Genomic DNA, 22,949 nt, shown 5'->3' with positions numbered 1-22,949 from the left:
TATCTCAACCAATGCGACCAACATCGCCACGAATACAAGTGATATTGCTACCAATACAAGCAACATCTCAAACAATGCGACCAACATTGCGACCAACGCAAGCGATATCGCGACCAACACTAGTGATATCTCAACCAATGCGACCAACATCACCACGAACACGAGCGACATCGCGACCAACGCGACAAATATCTCAACGAACGCAACCAATATATCAACGAACACGAGCGACATTGCGAACAATTCAAGTGACATTGCGACAAATGCCTCTGACATTGCCGCGCACGTGGCCGTGGATGCGGACACCAACGTGGGCAACGAGTACAACACGGCGGTCGGCCTGAGCGGTACCTCTATCACGGTCACCGACGGTGGGGGCACGTTGAGCCAGGACCTTGACGGCGTGTTCGCCACGGACGCCGAGCTTGCCGCCGCGAGCGACGACGACATCACCGGTGCGGTGCTTGACGCACCGACCAACATATTGACGATCAGCGAGGGCACCACGGACGTCACCGTTGACCTGAGCGACCTTGACGACAGCGCCGGGGTATCGGCCAACGCGGCCAACATCGCAACGAACACCAGCGACATCGCAACCAACACAAGTGATATTGCCACCAATGCGACCAATATCTCAACCAATGCCACCAACATTGCAACGAACACCAATGACATCGCGACCAACACTAGTGATATCTCAACCAATGCGACCAACATCGCAACGAATACGAGCGATATAGCAACGAACGCGACGAACATCGCTACGAACACATCCGATATTGCCACCAATGCGACCAACATCGCCACGAACACGAGCGATATCGCTACCAATACAAGTGATATTGCAACGAACGCGACCAATATCGCAACGAACACGAGCGACATTGCGACCAATGCAACCAATATCTCGACGAACGCGACGAACATCGCCACGAACACGAGCGACATTGCGACCAATGCAACCAATATCTCGACGAACGCGACGAACATCGCCACGAACACGAGCGACATTGCGACCAATTCGACCAATATCGCTACCAACACCAGTGACATCGCGACGAATACAAGCAATATATCGACAAACGCTGCGAACATAGCAACGAACACTAGCGACATTGCCACCAACGCCTCCGATATCGCTACGCACATCGCCGCCGATGCGGACACCAACGTGGGCAACGAGTACAACACGGCAGTGGGCCTAAGCGGCACCTCCATCACCGTTTCCGACGGCGGGGGCACGTTGAGCCAGGACCTTGACGGTGTGTTCGCCACGGACGCAGAGCTGGCTGCTGCCACTGATGACGACATCACCGGTGCGGTGCTTGACGCCCCGACCAACATATTGACGATCAGCGAAGGGACAACGGACGTTACCGTTGACCTGAGCGACCTTGACGACAGTGCGGGTGTATCGGCCAATGCGGCCAACATCGCCACCAACACATCCGATATTGCGACCAATGCAACCAATATCGCAACAAACACAAGCGACATCTCAACGAACGCGGCGAACATAGCAACGAACACCAGTGACATTGCGACCAATGCGACCAACATCGCAACGAACACATCCGATATTGCCACAAATACAAGCAATATCTCAACCAATGCGACCAACATTGCGACCAACACAAGTGATATTGCCACCAATGCAACCAACATTGCGACCAATACAAGCAATATCTCAACAAATGCGACCAACATCGCCACGAACACGACGAACATCGCAACGAACACCAGCGACATCGCGACCAATACGTCTGATATCTCAACGAACGCAACCAATATTGCAACGAACACCAGTGATATTGCGACAAATGCCTCTGACATAGCGGCACACATCGCCGCGGATGCGGACACCAACGTGGGCAACGAGTACAACACGGCAGTGGGCCTTAGCGGCACCTCCATCACCGTTACCGACGGCGGGGGCACGTTGAGCCAGGACCTTGACGGTGTGTTCGCCACGGACGCCGAGCTTGCCGCTGTGAGCGATGATGATGTTAGCGTAACAAATACTGTTGCGGGTAACAGAATAGCAACAATTTCTGAACCGGGAATCGTTGCGGTGGATATCAACGAAACGGTTACCACACTGGCAACAGCCGATAGTGTTACCTATACGTACACCTCGGAAGATGGCACAACAACGGCATTCGATGGAACTGATGATCAAGCTGCTTCTGAAGTAAATTCGGATACCCCAGTAGATGTTGATGGCGATGGTGCCACTGAAGCGACTGTGGAAGATGTAATTCAAGCTATTGCCCCAATTACGGCAAAAGCGGCACGTATTTTCTATCCACCTTCAATTGCTATTGATGCATCTACCAATGGAACTGGATTTACGGTTAACCTATACTCGCAGTATATAGCACAATATGGTACACCGGCCGTAGCCAGTGCAGGTGCACCTGCAGCCGTACCAACATACAATGCAACGGATTTATATTATTATGTGACCTATGCCAATCCATCCGTTTTTGCCAATATGAGCATCGATGCAAGCGGGGTTCTTACCTACGATATTGTAGGTCAGCCTGCGGATTATAATGCATTGATCAATGTGGTGTTTGTGGTAAAATAATTATGGACTAAGATTCAAAGATTTGAAATTAACAACCCTACATAGGTCGCTTCGTATCAGTTTGTTCCTTCTTTTTGTTGGAACAGGCTTCGTAAATGCACAGTTTTTGTTGCAAGCACCCAATACAGGTGATGAAACCAATTATCGATGGTATGAAGCTTCGGACACTGGTACTGTTCTGGGAACCAATTCCTTTTACGAAGCTACCCAACCTGGTGTTTATTTCGCAACCTATGATGGCACGCTTTGTGGATCAAACGCCACGGGGTACTTTATCCTAACTGATTGCCAGGCGCCAAATAATGAAGTGACCTTGGATATTTCAGCTAGCATTCCGGCAGGGGCCACCGTAGCTTGGAGTCCAGCCTTAAGTGGCGACCAAACCCGACCAACTGTGATCAGTACACAGACAGTTGCAAGATATGTGGCAACCATAACCAAAGCGGGAAACAGTAGTGACCTGCCTCGTTTTACAGTAGTTTGTATGACCCAGGCAGCAAACTTGGTGGACGATTTGATAGCTGTGAATGAAGATGAATCCATCCTAGTCCCCATCTTTGTCAATGATAGTGACCTTCCTACCACTGGAACGCTTACCATAACCGGACCTACCAATGGATCGGTTTCCGTTAATGATAATGGGACCCCGAACGATCCTTCGGATGATTTGGTGACCTATTCACCCAATGCGGATTATAATGGTAACGATAGTTTCGACTATACAGTTTGTAATGCACTGGGAGATTGTAGTACCGCAACGGTAACTGTGGATGTACTTCCAATAGTGGACACCCTTGATGATTCGGTTTCTACCGATACTGGTGTTGCTGCTGTCATTTCATGGCTTGCCAACGACAATGATATACCCACGTCGGGCACAATCGTTGCCACCAATCCATCCAACGGAATAGTGGTTTTGAATGATAATGGTACAGTGAACAATCCTTCGGATGATAACATTACCTATACGCCAAATTCTGGTTTTGTGGGAACGGATACATTCGATTATACGGTTTGTGACAGTAATGGCAATTGCGATACAGCAACCATTACAGTGATCGTGAATGCGGCTGGAGCAGACTTGGATAGCGATAACGATGGTATCGTGGATAGTTTTGAAGATCTAAATGCCGATGGCGATAATGATCCATCAACCGATCCAACCGATACTGATTTGGATGGTATTCCCGATTATTTGGACATCGATAGTGATAATGATGGTATTCCGGATAACATTGAGGCCCAACCAGCACTTGGTTATATACCGCCAAGCAATGCTGATGCAAACGGCAACGGATTGGATGATGCCTATGAGCAAGATGGGAACGTTGGTTTGATACCTGTTGATACGGATTCGGATGGTATCCCAGATTATGTCGATACAGACAGTGATGATGACAATGTGCCAGATGCTGTTGAAGGCCACGACCATGATCAAGATGGTATTGCAGATGTGGTGCTGATTGGCTCAGATAAAGACAACGATGGCCTTGACGATGGTTTTGAAGGTGGAACTGTAATCGATATCGATGTGAACGATGAAATCGATGATCCAAGCTTGTCCATGCCGGATACCGATTCTGATGGCATACCTGATTTTAGGGATTCTGACGATGATGATGATGGCATTGAAACCATTGATGAAGATTTGGATTTAGATGGCAATTACGCCAACGATGATTCAGATTCAGATGGCATTCCGAACTATCTAGATCCTGATTTGGGTGAAACCACTGTTGAGCCGATAGACGTGATCAACGTAATTACCCCGAACGGTGATGGAATCCACGACGTGCTAACCATCAATGGAATCGAAAATTATCCGAATAATACCGTCAGAATATACAATAGGTGGGGTGTGATGGTCTTCCAGACAAGAGCATATAATTCCAGTGGAAATGTCTTTGATGGCACTTCCCAGGGAAGGGTTACCGTGGACAGGGAAAACAAATTACCGGTGGGTACCTATTTCTACGTAATCGATTATGAAGATCAGAACGGTACCATGAAACAGTTAACAGGTTACATATACATTAACAGATAAAATGAGGTTTACTGTGAAAAAAACACTTTGGAAAAACAAGGCACTAAAGTTGACTGTTCTCTTTGGAATGGCCTTAACTGGAATTGCCAATGCACAACAGGATGCACAGTACACCCAATACATGTACAATACCGTAAGTGTGAACCCTGCCTATGCAGGTTCCCGGGGCCATTTGAGCATCGCGGGGCTGTATCGCAACCAATGGCTCGGATTGGATGGAGCACCGGAAACACAGACCCTCAACATACATACTCCAGTAGGGTATCGTGGGGTTGGATTGGGTCTTTCCATAGTAAACGATAAGATTGGTCCCACTTCCGAAACCTATTTTGATGTGGATTTCTCCTATACCATCCAAACCTCTTTTGAAGGTAGATTGAGTTTTGGACTCAAAGGAAGTGCCCATATGCTGGATATTCGCTATTCCGAACTCGATGAATTTGAGGTCGATCCCCAATTGCAATCCCAGCAAGATATTCAAAACAAATTTTCGCCCAACTTAGGAGCTGGGGTGTACTATCATACCGATAAATTTTATGTGGGCCTTTCGGTTCCACGCATATTGGAGACTACCCATTTTGATTCATCTTCGGTGTCCACGGCAAAGGAACTCATGAACTATTATTTCATTACGGGCTATGTGTGGGATTTGAACCCGTTTCTAAAGTTCAAGCCCACGTTGTTGACCAAGGTGGTCCAAGGGGCGCCAATACAGGTCGACCTATCTGCCAATTTTATGTTCAACGAACGGTTTATAGCTGGGGCAGCCTACCGTTGGGATGCTGCATTCAGTGGTTTGTTGGGCTTTATGTTGTCCGATCAGATGATGGTTGGTCTTGCCTACGATAGGGAGATTACGGAACTTGGTGCTGCTACCTTTAATGATGGTTCCTTCGAAATCATTCTACGCTACGATTTCTTCAGAAACATTGGTAGAATGAAATCTCCGCGATTCTTTTAAAAAGAAATTCCGTACTTCCAGGATTCGATTGTCGGCCAAAGGTCCTATTTTTGCCTCATGAAAGAGGAACAGGTAATTTTGGTCAATGAAAAGGATGAACCCATTGGTTTGATGCCAAAAATGGAAGCCCATGAAAAAGCGTTGCTACACCGGGCTTTTTCCGTTTTTGTGATGAACGAAAAAGGGGAGACCATGCTGCAGCAACGGGCCAGCGATAAGTACCATTCTCCCTTCTTGTGGACCAATACCTGTTGTAGCCATCAACGGGATGGGGAAAGCAACATTCAGGCAGGAAAGCGTAGGCTCATGGAAGAAATGGGCTTTTCCACAGATTTGAAAGAACTGTTTTCCTTTATCTACAAGGCACCTTTCGACAATGGGCTTACCGAACATGAGTTCGACCATGTCATGATCGGGTTCTATCAAGGAGAACCGAATATCAATCCGGAAGAAGTTGCCGCTTGGAAATGGATGCTTCCTGAGGACATTAAATCCGACATTGCTGAACACCCGGATAACTATACAGCTTGGTTCAAGATTATCTTTGAACGATTTTACAACCATATTACTGCTAACACACCATCAAAATGAGAGTTAAAGCAAGTCGTAAGGCCAGTTTTAATGCGGCACATAGACTACATCGGACCGATTGGAGCGATGAAAAAAACCAAGAGATTTTCGGTAAATGCAACAATCCGAGATACCATGGCCATAACTATGATTTGATTGTTAGTGTAACAGGTGAAATTGATCAGGAGACAGGTTTTGTGATGGACCTTAAAATTCTCAAGGAATTGATTCAGGAACATGTGGAAGAGGCCTTGGATCACAAAAATTTAAACTTGGATGTCCCGGAATTTAAAAATTTGAACCCAACAGCTGAAAATATAGCCGTTGTGATTTGGAATAAACTTCGGCCGCATATCGATGCCAAGAAAGAGTTGGAAGTTGTACTCTACGAAACACCTCGTAACTTTGTAACCTATTCAGGATAATGGAATTTTACCCTTTAAAATTTACGCCCATACTCAAAGAAAGGCTTTGGGGTGGAACCAAGTTAAAGGAAGTACTTGGAAAACAAATAACCAGTGAAATTACAGGTGAAAGTTGGGAGCTTTCCGGTGTGGACGGTGATATTTCCATAGTCTCCAATGGATCTTTGAAAGGGAAATCGTTGAACAGCCTGCTGAATGAAAATGCAAAGGCCGTTTTAGGAAACCAGGTGGTTGATCGTTTTGGCGAAGAATTTCCCATACTCATCAAGTTTATCGACGCCAAGCAAGATCTCTCCATCCAACTGCACCCGAACGATGAATTGGCCAAAGAGCGTCATAATTCCTTTGGAAAAACCGAAATGTGGTACATCATGGATGCTGATCCCGGCTCACAACTCATTGTGGGTTTCAACAAGGATGTGGAAAAAGAGGAATACATCAAAAGTTTGGAAGAAGGCACCCTGCTCGATTTATTGAATTATGAGGAAGTAGGGGAAGGAGATACTTTTTTTATCAATACAGGAAAAATACATGCCATTGGGGCCGGCGTTCTTTTGGCTGAAATCCAGCAAACCTCGGATATTACATACCGCGTTTACGATTTTGACCGTAAGGATAAGGACGGAAACCTAAGGGAGCTGCATACCTGCTTGGCTGTGGATGCCATCGATTATGCCAAGAAGGATGATTTCAAGGTGGTGTATGACAAAAAAAAGGACACCGTCAATGAAATGGTGGATTGTCCCTATTTCAAAACCAATTTTTTGAACCTGGGCAAATCCTTCCATCAAGATATCTCGAAAAGGGATTCCTTTACCATTTATATGTGTGTGGACGGGGAAGCCGTGATTTCCAACGATTGGGGAAGTACACCGATCAAAAAAGGAGAGACTGTTTTACTGGCCGCAGCTAGTACCCACGTGAAAGTGGATACCCAAGCCGTAAAACTTTTAGAAGTGACCATTTAATAGTACCTTTAAAAAAAACACTGATATGCCAAGTATTCGCGATTTAAAAAAAGACATCAATTTTGTGCTCGGGGACATTATTGAAGCGGTGTATATCTGGGAAGCCGGTTCTGGAAACAAGGAATCAGAGGAAGGAACCGTGATTATTGACAAAGCCATTGATGTATTTGACGAACTTATGGACAAGGTACATCAAAAGGATGTTGAGGACCGTAAAGCCCACTTTAAGTCTATCCGAAACGAATTGGAAGTAAAGGCAACCGAGCTTGTTGAGCAACTCAACAGCATGGCCGGTTAATTAGTTGTTGGCCTCCAATAGGTCTTTCAAGGCCTTTCCATAGGTTGAAGCAGCCACTTCGGGGGACAAACCTTTGTAGATGGAATCCAGATATTTTGGATTCGCCTCGCTCACTTCGGTCACCATTAAATAAGGGGTGGCGTAGGAGTCACCATTGTTCAAGCCAAAATTAAGGGCGTACCGGTAACGGCTGACCAAGTTCCTGTCGGCCAATTGCTGCAGGGAATCCAAAACAATGGAGTCTTCCTGTGCTTCCGGTAATGAAGCCTGCTGGGCCAACGTGAGTTCCTTAATGTTGAATTTGGACATCATTTCGTAAAACTCTTCCATTTTGGCGTGCGATTTGGAACCGGAAATTTCCACATTGGTATCGAAGGTATTCCAAGCTGTGTTAATGGTAATGGTGCCCTGTTCACCAAAAAACGTGATTCGGTCATTAATATCGTTGTTGTCCTCTTTTTTAAGGTATAGGTAGTAAATGTCCGGATTGCCCACTTCCTCGGTAAAACTGAAATTGCCATCCCCCTTTATTTCCAAGGAATCCAAGATCACTAGGGTCGAATCTTGAAAATGTTGAAGGTACAGAGTCCCTTTTTTCAATCCTTTGATGTTTCCGGTCACCGTCATAGTATTCTTGCTATCCTTCCCACAAGAAATTACAACCAGACCCAAAAGCAATACGAACAAAATCCTTTTCATCATAAAATTTTAGCTCGGCAAATATCAATAATCTTCCGAAATAATTAAACTTTCGAGGCCACTTCCATCAACAAAGCACATAAATAAGCACCAGCCGTGCCCACTACGTAACCAAAAACCGCCAAAAGAATGCCCACGGAGGTTAAGGATGGATGAAATTCCGCAGCTACCACGGGAGCGGATGCGGCCCCACCCACATTGGCCTGACTGCCTACCGCCAAAAAGAAGAAGGGTGCTTTGATGATCTTGGCGACCAAGATCAACAGGCCAGCATGTATACTGATCCAAATAAGGCCAATGGCAATCAAACCCGGATTTTCCAATACTTTGGCCAAATCCATTTTCATACCGATGGTGGCCACCAAAATATAGATGAACACCCCACCAATCTTACTGGCCCCTGCTCCCTCATAATCCTTGGCCTTGGTGAAGGATAATCCAATGCCCACAAGGGTGGCAATGACCACCATCCATAAAAACTCGGAGCCCAAGGAGGACAATATTTTCTGGGGATTTCGAATGACCTCGAAATTGTCTTGAAGAAAATTGGCAAAATGATGACCTAAAAAATGGGCCAGACCAACACCCACAAAGGCGTAAAACAGCATCATAATAAAATCTTTCAAAGAGGTGACCCGTGCAATTTTCTCCGTGTAGGTGGAAACCTTTTTTTTGAGATCCTCGATGGAGGAAGTGTCCGCTTTAAGCCACTTATCAATTTTTTGGGTCTTGCCCACTCCCAATAGTATTACGGCCATCCAAAGGTTGGCCACTACAATGTCGATGAGTACCATACCCCCGTAACTTTCTTGGTTGTATTTGAAAACTTCGAGCATGGCCGCTTGGTTGGCACCACCTCCGATCCAACTGCCCGCAATGGTGGCAAGTCCACGCCAAACCGCATCGGGACCCACCCCGCCAACAGTTTCCGGGGAAAAGATGGAAACGATCAAAATGGCCAAGGGCCCACCGATAATGATACCAGCAGTTCCGGTCAAGAACATGATCAGGGCCTTGGAGCCCAAATTCAGGATGGCCTTGAGGTCGATGCTCAACGTCATTAAAATCAATGCTGCGGGCAATAAATACCTGCTGGCCACATAATACGTGTTGGAGGACGATTCATCAATAATACCAACACTGGCCAAGATGGCAGGTAGCAAATAACACATGAGAACCGTAGGTACTATATTGTAGAACTTGCCCCAAAACCCGGTTTTAATGGATGAGGTATAAAAAACAAAGCCCAAACAAAGGCAAAGGAGGCCGAAGATTACGGTGTCTTCAGTAAAGGGTAGTCGGTCCATTTTTTTTAAGCTAGAAGCTCAAATATAGGAAAATCAAAAGGGTAAGACCATCTCTGAGGTCATTTCCGTAATGGGAATAGTTTGGTATTTGTTATGATCGCTGATGCAGTATTTAGCAGGGACATTCAATTGTTCCATCCTTTTTTACCTCACAATCGCATTCTGTGGTGCAGGCATTTAAAACTATTGCTGATAAAAGAACCAATAAGACAAATACTTTTTTCATTGAAATGATTTGTGTTTTTTTAGTTAGAAAAGTTTTAAGGTTTCATGTCTAACAAGATAAATCAAATATTCAACCAATACGTCAATTTTAGGTTGATGGACCGATTTCGGGGCATAAAAGAATTTACAAAGTAATTGTCGTTGTACACCAAAAAGAGGTCTGACAATGGAGCAAATCGCCATTGCAGTCGCGAATTGAAGCCCAAATTGTCCAATTGGTTGCTGTATTGTACCAAGGTGGACCAGAAAACAGACTTATTGAAAGTGATATTGATTCTAGGGCTGATCAACCATAGATCTGCACTTTCATACGGTTCCGGTAACTTTATGCTGTTGTAATTCACCCCCATGGAAATAAATACGGTGGGCTGTAAACGAAGGCTCAAATCGCCTTCGAACACAAATCGGGTTCCGTTGTAAAAATCGCCATATCCCGGTTCCAAGGAATAGGAAAATACCCTTCGTCTATCACTTTGGAACGATACTTCGTAACTGGTATAATGATAGCCGACATCGCCGGGCAATTCAGTGCCTCCATCCGTGCCTGTAGGATCGAAGGGATCGGTGAGGAAAGTATACCTGTTAAATAAGCGGACAGCGATTTCTTCTTGCGACTTGAATTTAGCCTGCCATGAACTAAAGATGTTATAGTCCGTATTTTGATAATCCAAGGTAGGTCTCCAAATGGCATTTGGATTGAATCGAAACCCGTGGGAATTCAATTTGCCCCTTGTAGGCCAAAAATTGATTTCCACAAATGGTCTTGCCGCCACAATGTCCTGTCTGCGCACAAACCCCAAATCGGAACGAAAATCATTGCCTACAAAGTTGCTGTTCAATCCAAAATTGAGATAGCGTGAATTATACTGTAGGTTGAAACCTCCTGAAGCATTTCTGCTACCTATGTCGTGGGCAAAGGCCTGGTGGTAGTAAAATTTCCCAAACCATGTGTTGTTGGCGGAAGCTAGATTATAATCCAATCCGACCACACGGTTGTAACGATCGGTCTCTTCCAAAAAATCATATTCGTCAAAGGTTTGACGGTTCACAAATAAGAAACTGAGATTGGATCGAGCAAACATTTTCTTTTGAAATGCAAGTACCGTATTGTTGTTGCTCGCTATTTCGTTGGCTTCGTCCGCTTCCGTTTGTATGGCCAATAACCCCATACGCCAATCTTCGGTAAGTTTTCCACTGAGCCTAACCCCACCAATAATTCCATTTTGAATCGTCTCTCCATCCAAATTTTCAGCAATTCCTATCCTTCTGGAGAAAAAGGGGTTGGCATCCCGTTGGCTGCCAAAAGATCCAAAGAGGTCACTGTTATCAATAAAAAATTGTCTTCTTTCTGGTAACGAAATTTCGAATCGGCTCAGGTTTACCACCAAATTGTCCACTTCTACGTTTGAAAAATCGGGGTTGATGGTCACATCAAGGTTCATTCCGTTGCCAATGGATACTTTGGCGTCACCGCCAAAATTAATTTTACTTTCGCTGGCATCGGTCTCAAAATCCTTGCTGATAAGTCCTGTTGTATAAGGGATTAGGGCCAAGGGCGTCCTTGATTTTCCCAAAGGCTTTTCAAAGACCATATCGCCCATAAAGGCCAAGCTGTAGATCAATTGGTTTTGAGGTATTTTGATCCAGGTACTGGTCTCGTTGGTCTGCATATCGAACCGGTAACTGTTGAACCGCCACTTGGTCTCCCCCTGTTTAAATTTAAAGGAGGTAAGTGGAATGGCAATTTCACATACATAATAACCATCATATAACTTGGTTTCCCCTTGCCATTTTACGTCCCAGGAGGTAGTGAAATTATCCCGACCAGAACCTCCGTTGGAAATCAAGGCTTCCCTGCGAACACCATACGGGTTCATCCCGAAAAGGAAGGCATTGGTACCATCATTGAAGGTATCGAACAGTAAGCTGATGTTGTCGTTGCCACCAGCCCTGTAATCCCTTTGCAAGGAGGGAATCACATAGTCGTCCCCTTCCGTGTTCAGTTTGATCGCAATATATAAGGTGGTATTGTTGTACAGCATTCGAATATCGGTCTGCTGTGCGGCCAAGGTGGTATCCGATGGAAAATACTGATGAAAAGCACCGGCGCTTTCCGCCATCTCCCAAATGGGTTCGTCGAGAATACCATCAATTTTTAGTATGTCGTTGGTATAACGTACCGTGAAGGTTTTTTGGTCTTCTTGCGCAAAGAGCGCAATAGGAAGTAGTAGTAGTAGAACAACTACATAACGGAAAAAAGGCATTGGTTCAGTTTAGTCGGTTTTTCAAAAGTACAAGATAGATAGTTAAAAAAATCCCAAAAAACAGCATGCATTTGTTCTTTGGTAAAATGAAATGGAAAATTTGTAGCTTGAACACCTTTTTGGAAACCCTTTACAAGCAAAAACTATGAATCATCCTTTAAAAAAAATCCTGATACTTTTTCTTTTGGTGCCCATGCTCAACTTTGGCAATACCGTTTGGAGCAAAAGAGGACACCGTGTAACGGGACAAATTGCACAAAATCATTTGAACGGCAAGGCAAAAAGAGCATTGAATGATTTATTGGATGGCCATAGCCTGGCTTTTGTATCTACTTATGCCGATGATATTAAGGCAGACCGTGCTTTTTCCAAGTATTCCGCCTGGCATTATGTGAACTACCCGTTGGGTATGCGTTATGAAGATTCTGAGAAAAGCAAATATGGCGATATTATTATGGCAATCGAGGAATGTAAGGCGGTAGTGAAAGACGAAAATAGAAGCAGGAAAGATAGGGTGTTCCACTTAAAAATGCTGATCCATCTTATAGGAGATCTGCACCAGCCCATGCATGCCAGTAGGGCAGAGGATAAAGGCGGCAACGATATTCAAGTACAATGGTTTGGCCAAGGGAGTAACCTGCACCGTGTTTGGGACAGGGATTTAATAGAATCCTATGGCATGACCTATACAGAGTTGGCTTCCGAATTGGACAGGGTTTCAAAAAAGGAGCGCAAGCAAATTCAAGCAGGCACCATTTACGACTGGGTGGACGAATCGCACAAAATTTGCGGCGAATTGTATGATTCGGTCAAAGTAGGTGAAAAATTGGGTTACCGATACACCTATGACTACAACGACCTCTTGTTCCAACAACTCCAAAAAGGTGGATTGCGTTTGGCCAAGGTGCTAAACGATCTTTTTGATTGATATTCCCCTATTGCAAAACCGTTTTCAATTGGTTGCGGTACTCTGAAGGATTTTGTCCGGTAAATGCTTTGAAGGACTTGTTGAAGTGGGAAAAATTGTTGAATCCACTATCGTAGCAAACCTGTGTTATACTGATGGGCTGTTCGGCCAATAATTTGGAAGCATGCACCAATCGGTATTCATTTACAAATTGCGTAAACGTTTTATTGGTGATTTTTTTAAAGTACCTACAAAAGGAAGGTACCGTCATGCTGACCATATCGGAAATTTGCTCCAAACTGATGTCTTCCTTAAAATGGGCCTTTACGTGGTTGAACACTATATTGATCCTATCGTTGTCCTTCACCTCCGTTTCCAGGGAAAATCCTTCCGCATTCAATACGTGCATCTCATCCGAGGTGGCCAGTTGGTTCAATATATTAAGAATGGACAATAAGCGTTGAAAATCGGTCTGATATTCCAATATCTCCATTTTTTCGCCCACCTTCATCTTGGTCTTGCCATAAAACGCAATACCTCCTTTGGCCACTTCAAACAGTTTTTGGATGTTCTTCATTTCTGGGATGTTGAAAAAATCACTGCCCAAAAAATCCGCTTTCATCTGTATCAGGGTCTCACTTTTGTTTCCGGTGAGTTTATCGGTAAACCCGCAATGGGGCAAATTGGAACCAATCAGTATTAAGTCTCCGTTCCTATAATAGGACACATGGCTGCCTATCTGTCTTTTACCGGACCCACCGTTCACGTACACCAACTCCAATTCGGGGTGGTAATGCCAACCATTGTTTTTGTTCTCATTGTTTTCATTGAATTTCTGAAAAGTGAATGAGTGCCCAAAACTAGGTGCAATTGCTTCAAATGCCGGTTTTTGAATCATTTGTGCCATTTTTTGTTTTGTACTGTAAAGTTAGGGTGGTTCAAGGAGTGGTTATATCTACAAAATTACCACAAATATATGGTATTTTACCATTTAAGAGTTTTTAACACCTCGAAATGGTTAAAATTGCACATAAACTGGAAAATCGAGTGGTGTTCCTGTCCCTCATTGCACCATACATTTGTATCGTAATCTTAAAAAAAGCTTGAGTTATGAAATCAGTAAAGAATTTAACAGTAGCAGCGGCCCTTTTGGTAAGTGCAATCGGGTTGGCGAACACAGATGCAGCCGATTTTGGTAAAAAAGGTGCTGCCAAATACGAAGTGGAAAAGAACCTTGTTAAGGTAAACCTTGACCCCGTATTTGTGAAAAAAGGTCAGAAAGTAATGATGAACCTTTTGAACGTTTCCCAAGGGAAAGTGCTTCTTAAAGTATATGATGAACAAAAAAGATTGGTATTCGACGAGGCCATCGATGGTGAAGTGGTTGTTGAAAAAGCATTCAACTTTGAGAAGGCCTATGAAGGTAAATATACCATAGTTGTAGTGGACAAATTTGGTACCTACAAAGAAACTATGGAGGTAAGATAGTTTGTTTAGTTAATTTTTATGTGCATTGGGGGTCGAGAGGCCCCCTTTTTTTATGCGTATTTCTTTAGTTTCTCCCTTTTGCCTAGAGGAATGGCTTCATTTTCCACGGCCCATTGAAGGTGAACTTTGTCTTTGTCCCTGGCAACGATCAATCTGTACAGTTGTTGTACCGTCAGTGGTGTTTTGGCAGTTTCCACTAATTGCAGTTCATCACCCTTGGTCACCTGTCCCTTTTCCAAAACACGAACATAAGTGCCAGGATGGCCATGCTCGATAAATTCCTTTAAAATGCCTTGGTTGCCAAAACGGATGCCCAATTTATAACAGGGTTCCCTGGGCTGGGTAACCTGAACCAAGGCTGTACCAATTTTGTAGATGTTGCCCACCCTTAACGAGGTTTCATCCAAACCTTCCACAGTGAGGTTTTCCCCAAACATGCCCCAATCCCAGTCCAAATCCGGATATTTTTCCTTCCAATATGCATAGTGGTCGGCCGAGAACAGATAGCACGCCTTAAATTCACCACCATGTACTTTTAGGTCGGCAATTGTGTCCTTGGTCACTTGTTGCGAGTCAAGAAAAAGTGGTTCGTTTACAGGATATTTGTATATGCCGGTCGTGGTCTCTTCTCCATTCCAAGAGATGGTTGTAGACTGGCCGAGATTGGTGGAGATAACTTTCATAGTACCAAAAATAAAAAAACCACCGCGGTAGGCGGTGGTTCCCATTTTGTTTTTTTAGGATTAATCCTCTTTTTCCAAGCGCTTGGTCATTGTAAAACCAACCAAAAGCCCAACACCTGCCAACAAGAAGATGGTACCTGGATAAGCTACTTCCTCTTCTACTCCAAAGCTGTACACCAATATGGACGCTACAAAGATGGCCGTTCCGATACCGATGAGCAACAAGGCAATGTTCAAAATGACAACTTTCCAGAAAGGAGCGGCGGCATCCCGCTTTCCGCGGACAAAGATGCTGGCATCGGCCCCTTTTTCGATCAAGGCCAAGCGTTCTTTGTTTCGTGTTGAAAAATAGAGGTAGGCAATCGCGAAGATGACCCCAAAAATTACTGGTAAAATGATTACTTCAGATCCCATGACAATTCGTTTTAATGATTATTCAATTAATTTGTTCATAGCCTATGACGATGGTTTATTGCACCAGGTTACATAATTTTATAAAAAATGGATTTTCGGTAACCTCCGGGGAACATTTGGCGTCCAATGTGCAATGCTGACCAACAAGGAACAAGAACTGATTTCGGAAATACGTCGAGGGAATACCCGGGCCTATTCCGTTTTTGTGGACCAATATAAAGATTTGGTCTTCACCTTGGCCTTGCGGTTATTGGGAAATAGGGACGAAGCGGAGGAGGCAGCTCAGGATACGTTCATTAAAATATTCAATGCACTGGAAACCTTTAAAGGAGATTCCAAGGTGTCCACTTGGGTGTATCGCATCGCATACAATACCTGCCTAGATCGCATCAAAAAATATAAAAAAGAGCGTTTGCATGTAGATGTGGATTACATTAAGGAGGTTGCTTTTTCCGAACTGGACGACGCATTGGACAAAATGATGCAAGCCGAGCGCACGGCATTGATCAATGCCTGTTTGGCCAAACTACCGGCAGAGGATGCCGCAGTGATCACCCTCTTCTATTTTGAAGAGAAAAACTTGGTGGAAATGGAGAAGACCTTGGGACTTTCCGTGAATACCATCAAAGTAAGACTGTTTCGGGCCCGAAAAAAGCTGGCCGCGACCATGGAACAAAGTATGGAACGAGAAATGCTTGATAACAATGGATAAGCAAGAAGATAAAAAATGGGAAGAATTTTTGGACAGGATCATGGGCGAAGCTCCCTTGGAATCCCCATCCAAAGACTTTACTGCAAACATTTTGCAAAAAATTGAGACTGAATCCGCCAAAGCGGTATACCAGTACAAACCTTTGTTGTCCAAACCGGTTTTAGTGGGGGTCTTCATTGCATTTGCCGCATTGATGGCTTTTGTGGTGCTCAAATTCGGTGGGCAATCTACCGAGGGCTGGTTCGATCAGCTGCAATGGGAGCCCAATTTCCAACCCATTTGGAGTTGGATGGAACAGTACACCTCTTCCAACGTGCTTTTGTATGCCGTACTTTTGTTCGGAGTCCTATTTTTTGTGCAGCTGCCTTGGCTCAAAAAACAGTTGGAACAGGATCTTATATTAAAGTAGTGTGTATGAGTAGGCCCAATACATCAGCCCAAACTGCAAGGGAATTCGCAGGATCAAAACCCATTTGGGCAATCCCATGGCCGCTTTTTTGTCGGTCAACATATAAAAATGCACGGACAAGAACGCAGCCAGCATCAAAATAATGCCAAATATGGCCAAGGTTCTTGTAGCTTCAAAGCATAACGCAAAACCCAAAACTATTTCAACGATTCCGCTGAGGTACACCAAGGTTTTCGGAAATGGTAGATAATTGGGCATGATGCGTTCATACATCCTAGGTTTGATGAAATGCATAAACCCCGCCAATACATAAATTCCAGCCATCAAGTACAAATGCCAAGGCGCCATAGATCAATCTTTAAAGCTCCAAAAGGGAATAACGGCCGAAGTTACAGTTACAATAGTGTCTTTTTCCCGTCGCTTGCGTCGTAATCGCAGCACGTGTTTGCCTTCTTCCAATTTCGAAATGTTCAAGTTGGTTTCGAATCCCAATAACTTCTTGGGTCCTGTGGTCAAAATAAAATTTTCATCCATTGGTAACGAATCAATTTTGAAGGAATAGATTTCATTGAATGTTCTTAGATAAACGCGGCGAATACTATCCTTCTGCCGAGCACTGGTAATTTCATCGCCCCAATTGGTGTTTATTTTAATGCTGGAGGTGAGGCCCCTACGATCGGTTTTGGGTCGAAGGGAATCGTTGTAAAGGAAAATACGCTCCTCAATATTTTCAGAAAACGGAATGAAAATGTTCAAATACGATTTGGTGATCACTTTGGAGGGGATGACCACCTCCCCTGGAAAATCGCTGTCCTTCGTAAGCATGTCCAAATAATTTTCCCTATTGGCAAAGATGCTTGAGGACTTCAATTCCTTTTCCAAATAGTTGGAATTGCGGTATTCAAAACTGGTAATGACCAAAATGGCCAGGTAGATGGGAGCGAGCAACAGGATCAACCGCTTTCCAAAGCGGTTGTCCAAAAAATTGTAGACCAGAGGTCGGTACAAAAAGGAAAGGGTTAAAAAACTGAACACCCAATATATCGGAAAATAGAACTTGGCCACCCATTTGTTCCTTTTTAAAAGCCCTTGGGTTATAAAGTCGATAAACGTTAAAAACATGCCTATGACAATGAACACAATAAGCAATGCCCCCAGAATACTGCCCAAACGTTCCGGTAACCAATCCCCTTCAATGATAAAACTGGCCACCAAAACAATGGACAGGATAATCATGGTCATGGCCAGCACATAAAAAATCAACAAAAAGGAGATGGCAAACAACACACTACAATAATTCTCCAGATTGGCAATGTAGCGGTCAAAGGAAACGATGCGTTTTTTGAGGTAATTGGTAAAACGTGGGGCGTAGCGTAGCTTGTCAAATTCGATATCCCCGGAGACATACCGAAGCCCCAACGAACCAATCCACAACCCCCTTAAAATAACGTGGAGCAGCAAATTGAACAACAAGATCGAAGAAGCAATATGCAGAATAAAATACGCTACAAAACGATAGATCTGCTGTTCGTTCTCCGCGTTCACCATTTCTATTCGAAGCGGCTCGTAGGCGGTAAAGAGCCCGAAAATCGCAAAACCCGAGATGATGAGCTCCAACTCCCAGCTTTGCTGCTGTAGGGAATCCAACAGTTTTTTAAACGATGGACTTTTGTAATCGTTGTTTTCCAAGGTTGGTTTGATTGATACAACAATATAGGCATTAAAATGAAAAACCGCTCACTGAGAGCGGTTTAGTATGGTTTACTATGGATGGAATCCACCTATTTGATCATCTCATAGCTGCGGGCAATGAACTTGGTGAGTTCCTCGCCCTTGAGCAAGCCTTTGGACAATCGCGCCAAATCGAGGGATTGGTTTATCAATCGTTCCCGTTTTTTCGCAGTCTTGGTGTTCAATATTTCACTGACCAGTTCGTGGTTGGTATTCACGATCAGGTTGTACATATCAGGCATATTGCCCATACCGAACATGCCACCACCGCCAGTGCGTTGCATATCCTTCATACGGCGCATAAATTCTGGCTCCGTGATGATGAACGGAGAAGCTGAACTGTCCATGGCCTCCATTTGAATGGTGTAGCCCTTTTCTTTGACGACTTCCTCGATTTCGGATTTCAATTTGTCCTTTTCCTCGTCCGAAAGTTTGGAAATGGCGGTATCCTCCTTTTTGATGAGGTTATCGATGTGATCGGCATCAACCCGGGCAAAGGAAATTTTCTCCTTGGTGGTTTCCAATTTTTGCAACAAGTGGGGTACAATTGGGGAATCCAATAGCAGTACCTCATAACCTTTGGCCTTGGCCGCTTCAATGTAGCTGTGTTGCGCTTCTTCGTCCGAAGCGTACAGGATCACCAATTTGTCATCCTTATCCGTCTGGTTATCCTTTATTTTGGCTTCCAATTCCTCAAAGGTGTAGAAGTTGCCATCCACGGTGGGGTAGAGTGCAAATTTGTCCGCTTTTTCGAAGAATTTTTCCTCGGTAAGCATTCCGTACTCGATCACCACCTTGATGTCGTTCCACTTCTGTTCAAAATCCTCCCGGTTGTTTTTGAAAAGGGAACTCAACTTATCGGCGACTTTTCGGGTAATGTAGGACGATATCTTTTTCACGGCACCATCGGCCTGTAGGTACGAACGCGAAACGTTCAATGGAATATCCGGCGAATCGATGACCCCGCGTAGCATGGTCAAGAACTCGGGCACGATACCTTCCACATTATCGGTTACGAATACCTGGTTTTGGTACAATTGGATTTTGTCCTTTTGAATGTTGAGGTCGTTGGTCAATTTAGGGAAATACAGGATTCCCGTTAAATTGAAAGGGTAGTCCACATTAAGGTGGATGTGGAACAACGGTTCCTCAAACTGCATAGGGTACAATTCCCTGTAGAACTTCTTGTAGTCTTCGTCTGTAAGATCGGCGGGTTGTTTGGTCCAAGCTGGGTTTGGGTTATTGACAATATTGTCCACCTCTTTGGTCGGTGCCGGTTCATCTTCTTTGGCCCCTTCCGGTTTGGGCAATGTTTCGGTACGTGTGCCAAACTTGATTGGAATGGGCATGAACTTGTTGTACTTGATCAACAACTCACGGATTTTGGCCTCTTCCAAAAATTCCGTGGAGTCTTCTGCTACGTGAAGAATGATCTCGGTGCCCCTTTCGGTTTTATCTGCCGGTTCAATACTGAATTCTGGAGAACCGTCGCAGGTCCAGTGGACGGCCGGTTCCTCTTTAAAACTTTTGGTGATGATCTCCACTTTTTCCGCTACCATAAAGGCCGAATAGAAACCAAGACCAAAATGCCCGATGATTCCAGCATCCTTGCCGGCATCCTTGTATTTGTCCAAAAATTCCTCGGCACCGGAAAAAGCCACTTCATTGATGTACTTTTTCACCTCTTCTTCTGTCATACCGATTCCTTGGTCCAATATGTGGATGCGTTTGTTGTCCTTGTCCACCTTCACCTCGATGATCGGGTTGCCGTATTCCACTTTGGCCTCGCCAATGGACGTAAGGTGCTTAAGTTTTAAGGTTGCATCCGTTGCGTTGGAAATAAGCTCCCTCAAGAAAATTTCATGGTCGCTGTACAGAAACTTTTTGATCAAGGGAAAAATGTTCTCTACTGAAACATTGATTTTACCTGTTGCCATCGTTTTATCTATTTTCTTTTCTCCCTAGTGGACAAAAAAAGTACCAGAATGCTGAATCTGACAAACTGACATTTTAGGTGTCAAAAGGGGTCTGCAAAAATTTTAACAAAATTTTGTTTATCTTTTATTTGAAAAGATTAAACAAAAGAATTACTTTTGATACTGTTATAGGAAAAAATTGCTGTGAAAAAGTACTGCACTATAACAAGTTTGTTTATTTATTGGTTAGGTTGTGGAAAATGCACTTTCGCCTGAAGGTGCATTTTCTTTACCAAGTGGTCACAAACCTGTCCAGTCGCTTGTTCATCTTAAAAATTTAAAAAATGGCTTCAGCTAAGAAAACGGTTATCACGGACGCAAAAATTGTGGAATTGTACATGGACCATGTGCTGGAAAATGGTGCGGTGCCTACTTCGATCTATAAATTTTGCAAGGAAAACAAATTGAAGGAGGAGGAGTTTTATGCCCATTTTGGATCGTTTGATACTATTCAACAATCCATTTGGAGTCGCTTTTTTGAAAGCACCCTTACGTTGTTGAAAAAGAACGAGCAATACGAATCCATGACCAATGAAGAGCGGATGCTTACCTATTTCTTTACGTTTTTTGAAAACCTGACCTTGAACCGTTCCTACGTGCTCTTTGCCCTTAAGGAACACAAAAACAGTTTTGAGGGGTTGGCCCAATTGAAGGGATTACGAAAAGACTTTAAGGATTTTACCACCAAGCTGATCCGGGAAAGAAACGAGGAGAAGAACCTCAAAATTTTGAAATACAACGAACCCTTGTTTTCCGAAGGTGCATGGCTGCAATTGCTGTTCTTGCTAAAATTTTGGATGGAAGACGGATCGCCCGGGTTTGAAAAGACCGATATCGCCATAGAAAAATCAGTGACCACCATATTTCAGATTTTTGAAAACACTTCTTTGGAAAAAATCATCGATTTTGGAAAATTCCTGTATAAGGAAAAGTTTGTATAGTCGCCTATGAAAACCTTGGACAAGATACCTACCGGCAAAATTGAACGTGCCGGTAAATTGGTGAAGACCGGTGTAAAGATCGGGGGCAACTATGTAAAATATTATGGTAAGAAATGGGTGGATCCGGAAAAGGCCAAGCAGGATCTGGACCAAGATAACGCCGAAGACATTTACGATGGTTTAAAGAGCCTTAAAGGTAGCGCCCTTAAAGTGGCCCAAATGCTCAGCATGGAGAAAAACCTGCTGCCACGGGCTTATGTAGATAAATTTTCGCTTTCACAATTTTCTGTACCGCCACTATCAGCACCATTGGTTCGGAAAACCTTCAAGAACTATTTGGGAAAATACCCCGAGGATATTTTTGACACCTTTGAAAAGGATTCCATCAATGCTGCAAGTATCGGCCAAGTGCACAAAGCGACCAAAGATGGGAGGCAACTGGCCGTAAAAATCCAGTACCCAGGTGTGGCCCAAAGCATCAGCAGTGATCTCGCCTTGGTGAAACCGGTTGCCATCCGCATGTTCAACTTAAAGGGAAAGGATTCTGAAAAATATTTTAAGGAAGTGGAGCACAAATTGATCGAGGAGACCGATTATGTTTTGGAGCTTCAGCAAAGTAGTGAAATAACCAAAGCCTGCGCGGCCATACCCCACATGGAATTTCCCAACTATTATCCAGAACTCTCCAGTGAACGGATTTTGACCATGGATTGGATGGTGGGCACCCATTTGGGCGAATTCACCAAAACCGATTTTGATTCCGAATTGGGCAATCGTTTGGGCCAAGCACTATGGGATTTTTACATGTTCCAGATTCACGAGTTGCGCAAAGTGCACGCCGACCCACATCCAGGTAACTTTTTGGTGAGTCCCGAAGGCAAATTGATTGCCATCGATTTTGGATGCATTAAAACCATACCCAATGAGTTCTATGTGCCCTATTTTGAATTGGCCAAATCGGAGAACATCAACAACGATGCGGTTTTTATGCAGAAACTGTACGAGCTCGAAATATTGACCTCGACCGATACCCCCGAAGAGCTAACCTTTTTCAAGGCTCTCTTCAAGGAAATGCTCAGCATCTTCACTTCACCTTTCCATAAAGAGGAATTTGATTTTGGCGATGATGGATTCTGGTCCAAAATTGCCGAATTGAGCGAACGCTATTCCAAGGACGAACAAATCCGAAAAATGAACGGGAACCGGGGTTCGAAGCACTTTTTGTACATCAACCGCACCTTTTTTGGACTCTACAATTTGTTACACGACTTGAAAGCCAAAGTTCGGGTTAATGCCTTTGCAGTGCAGACTGTTTAGTTGAACAGGTATAAAAG

23 protein-coding genes are annotated in these 22,949 nt (G+C 44.1%); 13 read left to right on the top strand and 10 right to left on the bottom strand.

The genetic code is table 11. The annotated features are described in order from the left end of the window. On the bottom strand, window positions 1–276 hold a 276-nt coding region (locus tag EO131_RS17240), incomplete at its 3' end, for a hypothetical protein (protein WP_206512833.1). Between the two features lie 127 nt (window positions 277–403). On the opposite strand from EO131_RS17240, the gene EO131_RS17060 reads away from it, so the two are divergent. Genes EO131_RS17060 through EO131_RS00965 form a run of 7 tightly spaced genes read left to right on the top strand, consistent with a single transcriptional unit; the run spans window position 404 to window position 7,859 of the window. After that, on the top strand, window positions 404–2,593 hold the full coding sequence (locus EO131_RS17060; RefSeq protein WP_164731579.1) for a beta strand repeat-containing protein: 2,190 nt from the start codon (window positions 404–406) through the stop codon (window positions 2,591–2,593). 22 nt (window positions 2,594–2,615) lie between these two features. Further along, window positions 2,616–4,637, top strand: a complete 2,022-nt coding sequence (locus EO131_RS00990; protein WP_127018484.1) for a T9SS type B sorting domain-containing protein — start codon at window positions 2,616–2,618, stop codon at window positions 4,635–4,637. 1 nt (window position 4,638) lies between these two features. After that, entirely contained in the window at window positions 4,639–5,598 is a 960-nt protein-coding gene (locus EO131_RS00985; RefSeq protein ID WP_127018483.1) for a PorP/SprF family type IX secretion system membrane protein, read from the top strand. A gap of 57 nt (window positions 5,599–5,655) precedes the next feature. Then, complete coding sequence (gene idi, locus EO131_RS00980) at window positions 5,656–6,189, top strand: isopentenyl-diphosphate Delta-isomerase (protein ID WP_127018482.1); 534 nt, start codon at window positions 5,656–5,658, stop codon at window positions 6,187–6,189. Then, complete coding sequence (locus tag EO131_RS00975; protein ID WP_127018481.1) at window positions 6,186–6,593, top strand: 6-pyruvoyl trahydropterin synthase family protein; 408 nt, start codon at window positions 6,186–6,188, stop codon at window positions 6,591–6,593. Before idi ends, EO131_RS00975 begins: the two co-directional genes overlap by 4 nt. Then, window positions 6,593–7,561 carry a type I phosphomannose isomerase catalytic subunit gene (locus EO131_RS00970; protein ID WP_127018480.1) on the top strand — a complete coding sequence of 323 codons (969 nt, stop codon included), beginning with the start codon at window positions 6,593–6,595 and terminating at the stop codon, window positions 7,559–7,561. The genes EO131_RS00975 and EO131_RS00970 overlap by 1 nt, the downstream gene beginning before the upstream one ends. A 25-nt stretch (window positions 7,562–7,586) precedes the next feature. After that, entirely contained in the window at window positions 7,587–7,859 is a 273-nt protein-coding gene (locus tag EO131_RS00965) for a hypothetical protein (protein WP_127018479.1), read from the top strand. Here the strand turns inward: EO131_RS00965 and EO131_RS00960 are convergent, their stop codons facing one another. From EO131_RS00960 to EO131_RS00950, 3 genes are all read right to left on the bottom strand, one after another. Continuing rightward, window positions 7,860–8,558 (bottom strand): DUF4369 domain-containing protein, encoded by a 699-nt coding sequence (locus EO131_RS00960; RefSeq protein WP_241243758.1) that lies wholly within the window; start codon window positions 8,556–8,558, stop codon window positions 7,860–7,862. Window positions 8,559–8,602: 44 nt separating this feature from the next. Further along, entirely contained in the window at window positions 8,603–9,865 is a 1,263-nt protein-coding gene (locus tag EO131_RS00955; RefSeq protein ID WP_127018477.1) for a DUF819 family protein, read from the bottom strand. Between the two features lie 287 nt (window positions 9,866–10,152). Next, window positions 10,153–12,354 (bottom strand): DUF5916 domain-containing protein, encoded by a 2,202-nt coding sequence (locus EO131_RS00950; RefSeq protein WP_127018476.1) that lies wholly within the window; start codon window positions 12,352–12,354, stop codon window positions 10,153–10,155. Window positions 12,355–12,499: 145 nt separating this feature from the next. On the opposite strand from EO131_RS00950, the gene EO131_RS00945 reads away from it, so the two are divergent. After that, window positions 12,500–13,282, top strand: a complete 783-nt coding sequence (locus EO131_RS00945) for a S1/P1 nuclease (protein WP_127018475.1) — start codon at window positions 12,500–12,502, stop codon at window positions 13,280–13,282. 7 nt (window positions 13,283–13,289) lie between these two features. Here EO131_RS00945 and EO131_RS00940 read toward each other — a convergent pair whose 3' ends face one another. After that, window positions 13,290–14,159: an AraC family transcriptional regulator gene (locus tag EO131_RS00940; RefSeq protein ID WP_127018490.1), complete on the bottom strand. Its 870-nt coding sequence runs from the start codon at window positions 14,157–14,159 to the stop codon at window positions 13,290–13,292. A gap of 212 nt (window positions 14,160–14,371) precedes the next feature. On the opposite strand from EO131_RS00940, the gene EO131_RS00935 reads away from it, so the two are divergent. Beyond that, window positions 14,372–14,749, top strand: a complete 378-nt coding sequence (locus EO131_RS00935; protein WP_127018474.1) for a hypothetical protein — start codon at window positions 14,372–14,374, stop codon at window positions 14,747–14,749. 50 nt (window positions 14,750–14,799) lie between these two features. Here the strand turns inward: EO131_RS00935 and EO131_RS00930 are convergent, their stop codons facing one another. Continuing rightward, entirely contained in the window at window positions 14,800–15,477 is a 678-nt protein-coding gene (locus EO131_RS00930) for an MOSC domain-containing protein (protein ID WP_241243757.1), read from the bottom strand. A gap of 15 nt (window positions 15,478–15,492) precedes the next feature. After that, window positions 15,493–15,846: a DUF6249 domain-containing protein gene (locus EO131_RS00925; RefSeq protein ID WP_127018473.1), complete on the bottom strand. Its 354-nt coding sequence runs from the start codon at window positions 15,844–15,846 to the stop codon at window positions 15,493–15,495. Window positions 15,847–15,979: 133 nt separating this feature from the next. Here EO131_RS00925 and EO131_RS00920 point away from each other — a divergent pair, with 133 nt between their 5' ends. Together EO131_RS00920 and EO131_RS00915 are read left to right on the top strand one after the other, a co-directional pair. After that, the gene (locus EO131_RS00920; RefSeq protein ID WP_127018472.1) at window positions 15,980–16,558 is read left to right on the top strand and encodes an RNA polymerase sigma factor; all 579 of its coding nucleotides are present in this window, start codon (window positions 15,980–15,982) and stop codon (window positions 16,556–16,558) included. Beyond that, complete coding sequence (locus tag EO131_RS00915) at window positions 16,551–16,967, top strand: hypothetical protein (protein WP_127018471.1); 417 nt, start codon at window positions 16,551–16,553, stop codon at window positions 16,965–16,967. Before EO131_RS00920 ends, EO131_RS00915 begins: the two co-directional genes overlap by 8 nt. On the opposite strand, the gene EO131_RS00910 is transcribed toward EO131_RS00915, so the two are convergent. The 3 genes from EO131_RS00910 to htpG form a co-directional block, all read right to left on the bottom strand. Continuing rightward, window positions 16,959–17,315 (bottom strand): DoxX family protein, encoded by a 357-nt coding sequence (locus EO131_RS00910; protein ID WP_127018470.1) that lies wholly within the window; start codon window positions 17,313–17,315, stop codon window positions 16,959–16,961. The genes EO131_RS00915 and EO131_RS00910 overlap by 9 nt on opposite strands. Window positions 17,316–17,318: 3 nt before the next feature. After that, on the bottom strand, window positions 17,319–18,656 hold the full coding sequence (locus EO131_RS00905) for a hypothetical protein (RefSeq protein ID WP_127018469.1): 1,338 nt from the start codon (window positions 18,654–18,656) through the stop codon (window positions 17,319–17,321). A gap of 92 nt (window positions 18,657–18,748) precedes the next feature. Then, complete coding sequence (gene htpG / locus EO131_RS00900) at window positions 18,749–20,635, bottom strand: molecular chaperone HtpG (protein ID WP_127018468.1); 1,887 nt, start codon at window positions 20,633–20,635, stop codon at window positions 18,749–18,751. Window positions 20,636–20,958: 323 nt separating this feature from the next. Here htpG and EO131_RS00895 point away from each other — a divergent pair, with 323 nt between their 5' ends. Then, the gene (locus tag EO131_RS00895) at window positions 20,959–21,615 is read left to right on the top strand and encodes a TetR/AcrR family transcriptional regulator (protein WP_127018467.1); all 657 of its coding nucleotides are present in this window, start codon (window positions 20,959–20,961) and stop codon (window positions 21,613–21,615) included. A gap of 6 nt (window positions 21,616–21,621) precedes the next feature. Continuing rightward, window positions 21,622–22,932 carry an ABC1 kinase family protein gene (locus EO131_RS00890; protein ID WP_127018466.1) on the top strand — a complete coding sequence of 437 codons (1,311 nt, stop codon included), beginning with the start codon at window positions 21,622–21,624 and terminating at the stop codon, window positions 22,930–22,932. The last annotated feature ends 17 nt before the right edge of the window (window positions 22,933–22,949 follow it).

It is taken from the genome of Flagellimonas beolgyonensis (assembly GCF_003992615.1).
Classification (GTDB): Bacteria; Bacteroidota; Bacteroidia; order Flavobacteriales; family Flavobacteriaceae; genus Flagellimonas; species Flagellimonas beolgyonensis.
Note: the sequence above shows the minus strand (reverse complement) of the source record. Positions and strands in the feature narration are given on the sequence as shown.

Coding starts and splice junctions, on each gene's coding strand:
- EO131_RS00965 (WP_127018479.1), top strand. CDS start 7,587: ATGCCAAGTATTCGCGATTTAAAAAAAGACATCAATTTTGTGCTCGGG.
- EO131_RS00925 (WP_127018473.1), bottom strand. CDS start 15,846: ATGGGATCTGAAGTAATCATTTTACCAGTAATTTTTGGGGTCATCTTC.
- EO131_RS00890 (WP_127018466.1), top strand. CDS start 21,622: ATGAAAACCTTGGACAAGATACCTACCGGCAAAATTGAACGTGCCGGT.
- EO131_RS00970 (WP_127018480.1), top strand. CDS start 6,593: ATGGAATTTTACCCTTTAAAATTTACGCCCATACTCAAAGAAAGGCTT.
- idi (WP_127018482.1), top strand. CDS start 5,656: ATGAAAGAGGAACAGGTAATTTTGGTCAATGAAAAGGATGAACCCATT.
- EO131_RS00950 (WP_127018476.1), bottom strand. CDS start 12,354: ATGCCTTTTTTCCGTTATGTAGTTGTTCTACTACTACTACTTCCTATT.
- EO131_RS00910 (WP_127018470.1), bottom strand. CDS start 17,315: ATGGCGCCTTGGCATTTGTACTTGATGGCTGGAATTTATGTATTGGCG.
- htpG (WP_127018468.1), bottom strand. CDS start 20,635: ATGGCAACAGGTAAAATCAATGTTTCAGTAGAGAACATTTTTCCCTTG.
- EO131_RS00895 (WP_127018467.1), top strand. CDS start 20,959: ATGGCTTCAGCTAAGAAAACGGTTATCACGGACGCAAAAATTGTGGAA.
- EO131_RS00960 (WP_241243758.1), bottom strand. CDS start 8,558: ATGAAAAGGATTTTGTTCGTATTGCTTTTGGGTCTGGTTGTAATTTCT.
- EO131_RS00930 (WP_241243757.1), bottom strand. CDS start 15,477: ATGGGAACCACCGCCTACCGCGGTGGTTTTTTTATTTTTGGTACTATG.
- EO131_RS00935 (WP_127018474.1), top strand. CDS start 14,372: ATGAAATCAGTAAAGAATTTAACAGTAGCAGCGGCCCTTTTGGTAAGT.
- EO131_RS00945 (WP_127018475.1), top strand. CDS start 12,500: ATGAATCATCCTTTAAAAAAAATCCTGATACTTTTTCTTTTGGTGCCC.
- EO131_RS00975 (WP_127018481.1), top strand. CDS start 6,186: ATGAGAGTTAAAGCAAGTCGTAAGGCCAGTTTTAATGCGGCACATAGA.
- EO131_RS00985 (WP_127018483.1), top strand. CDS start 4,639: ATGAGGTTTACTGTGAAAAAAACACTTTGGAAAAACAAGGCACTAAAG.
- EO131_RS00915 (WP_127018471.1), top strand. CDS start 16,551: ATGGATAAGCAAGAAGATAAAAAATGGGAAGAATTTTTGGACAGGATC.
- EO131_RS00940 (WP_127018490.1), bottom strand. CDS start 14,159: ATGATTCAAAAACCGGCATTTGAAGCAATTGCACCTAGTTTTGGGCAC.
- EO131_RS00920 (WP_127018472.1), top strand. CDS start 15,980: ATGCTGACCAACAAGGAACAAGAACTGATTTCGGAAATACGTCGAGGG.
- EO131_RS00955 (WP_127018477.1), bottom strand. CDS start 9,865: ATGGACCGACTACCCTTTACTGAAGACACCGTAATCTTCGGCCTCCTT.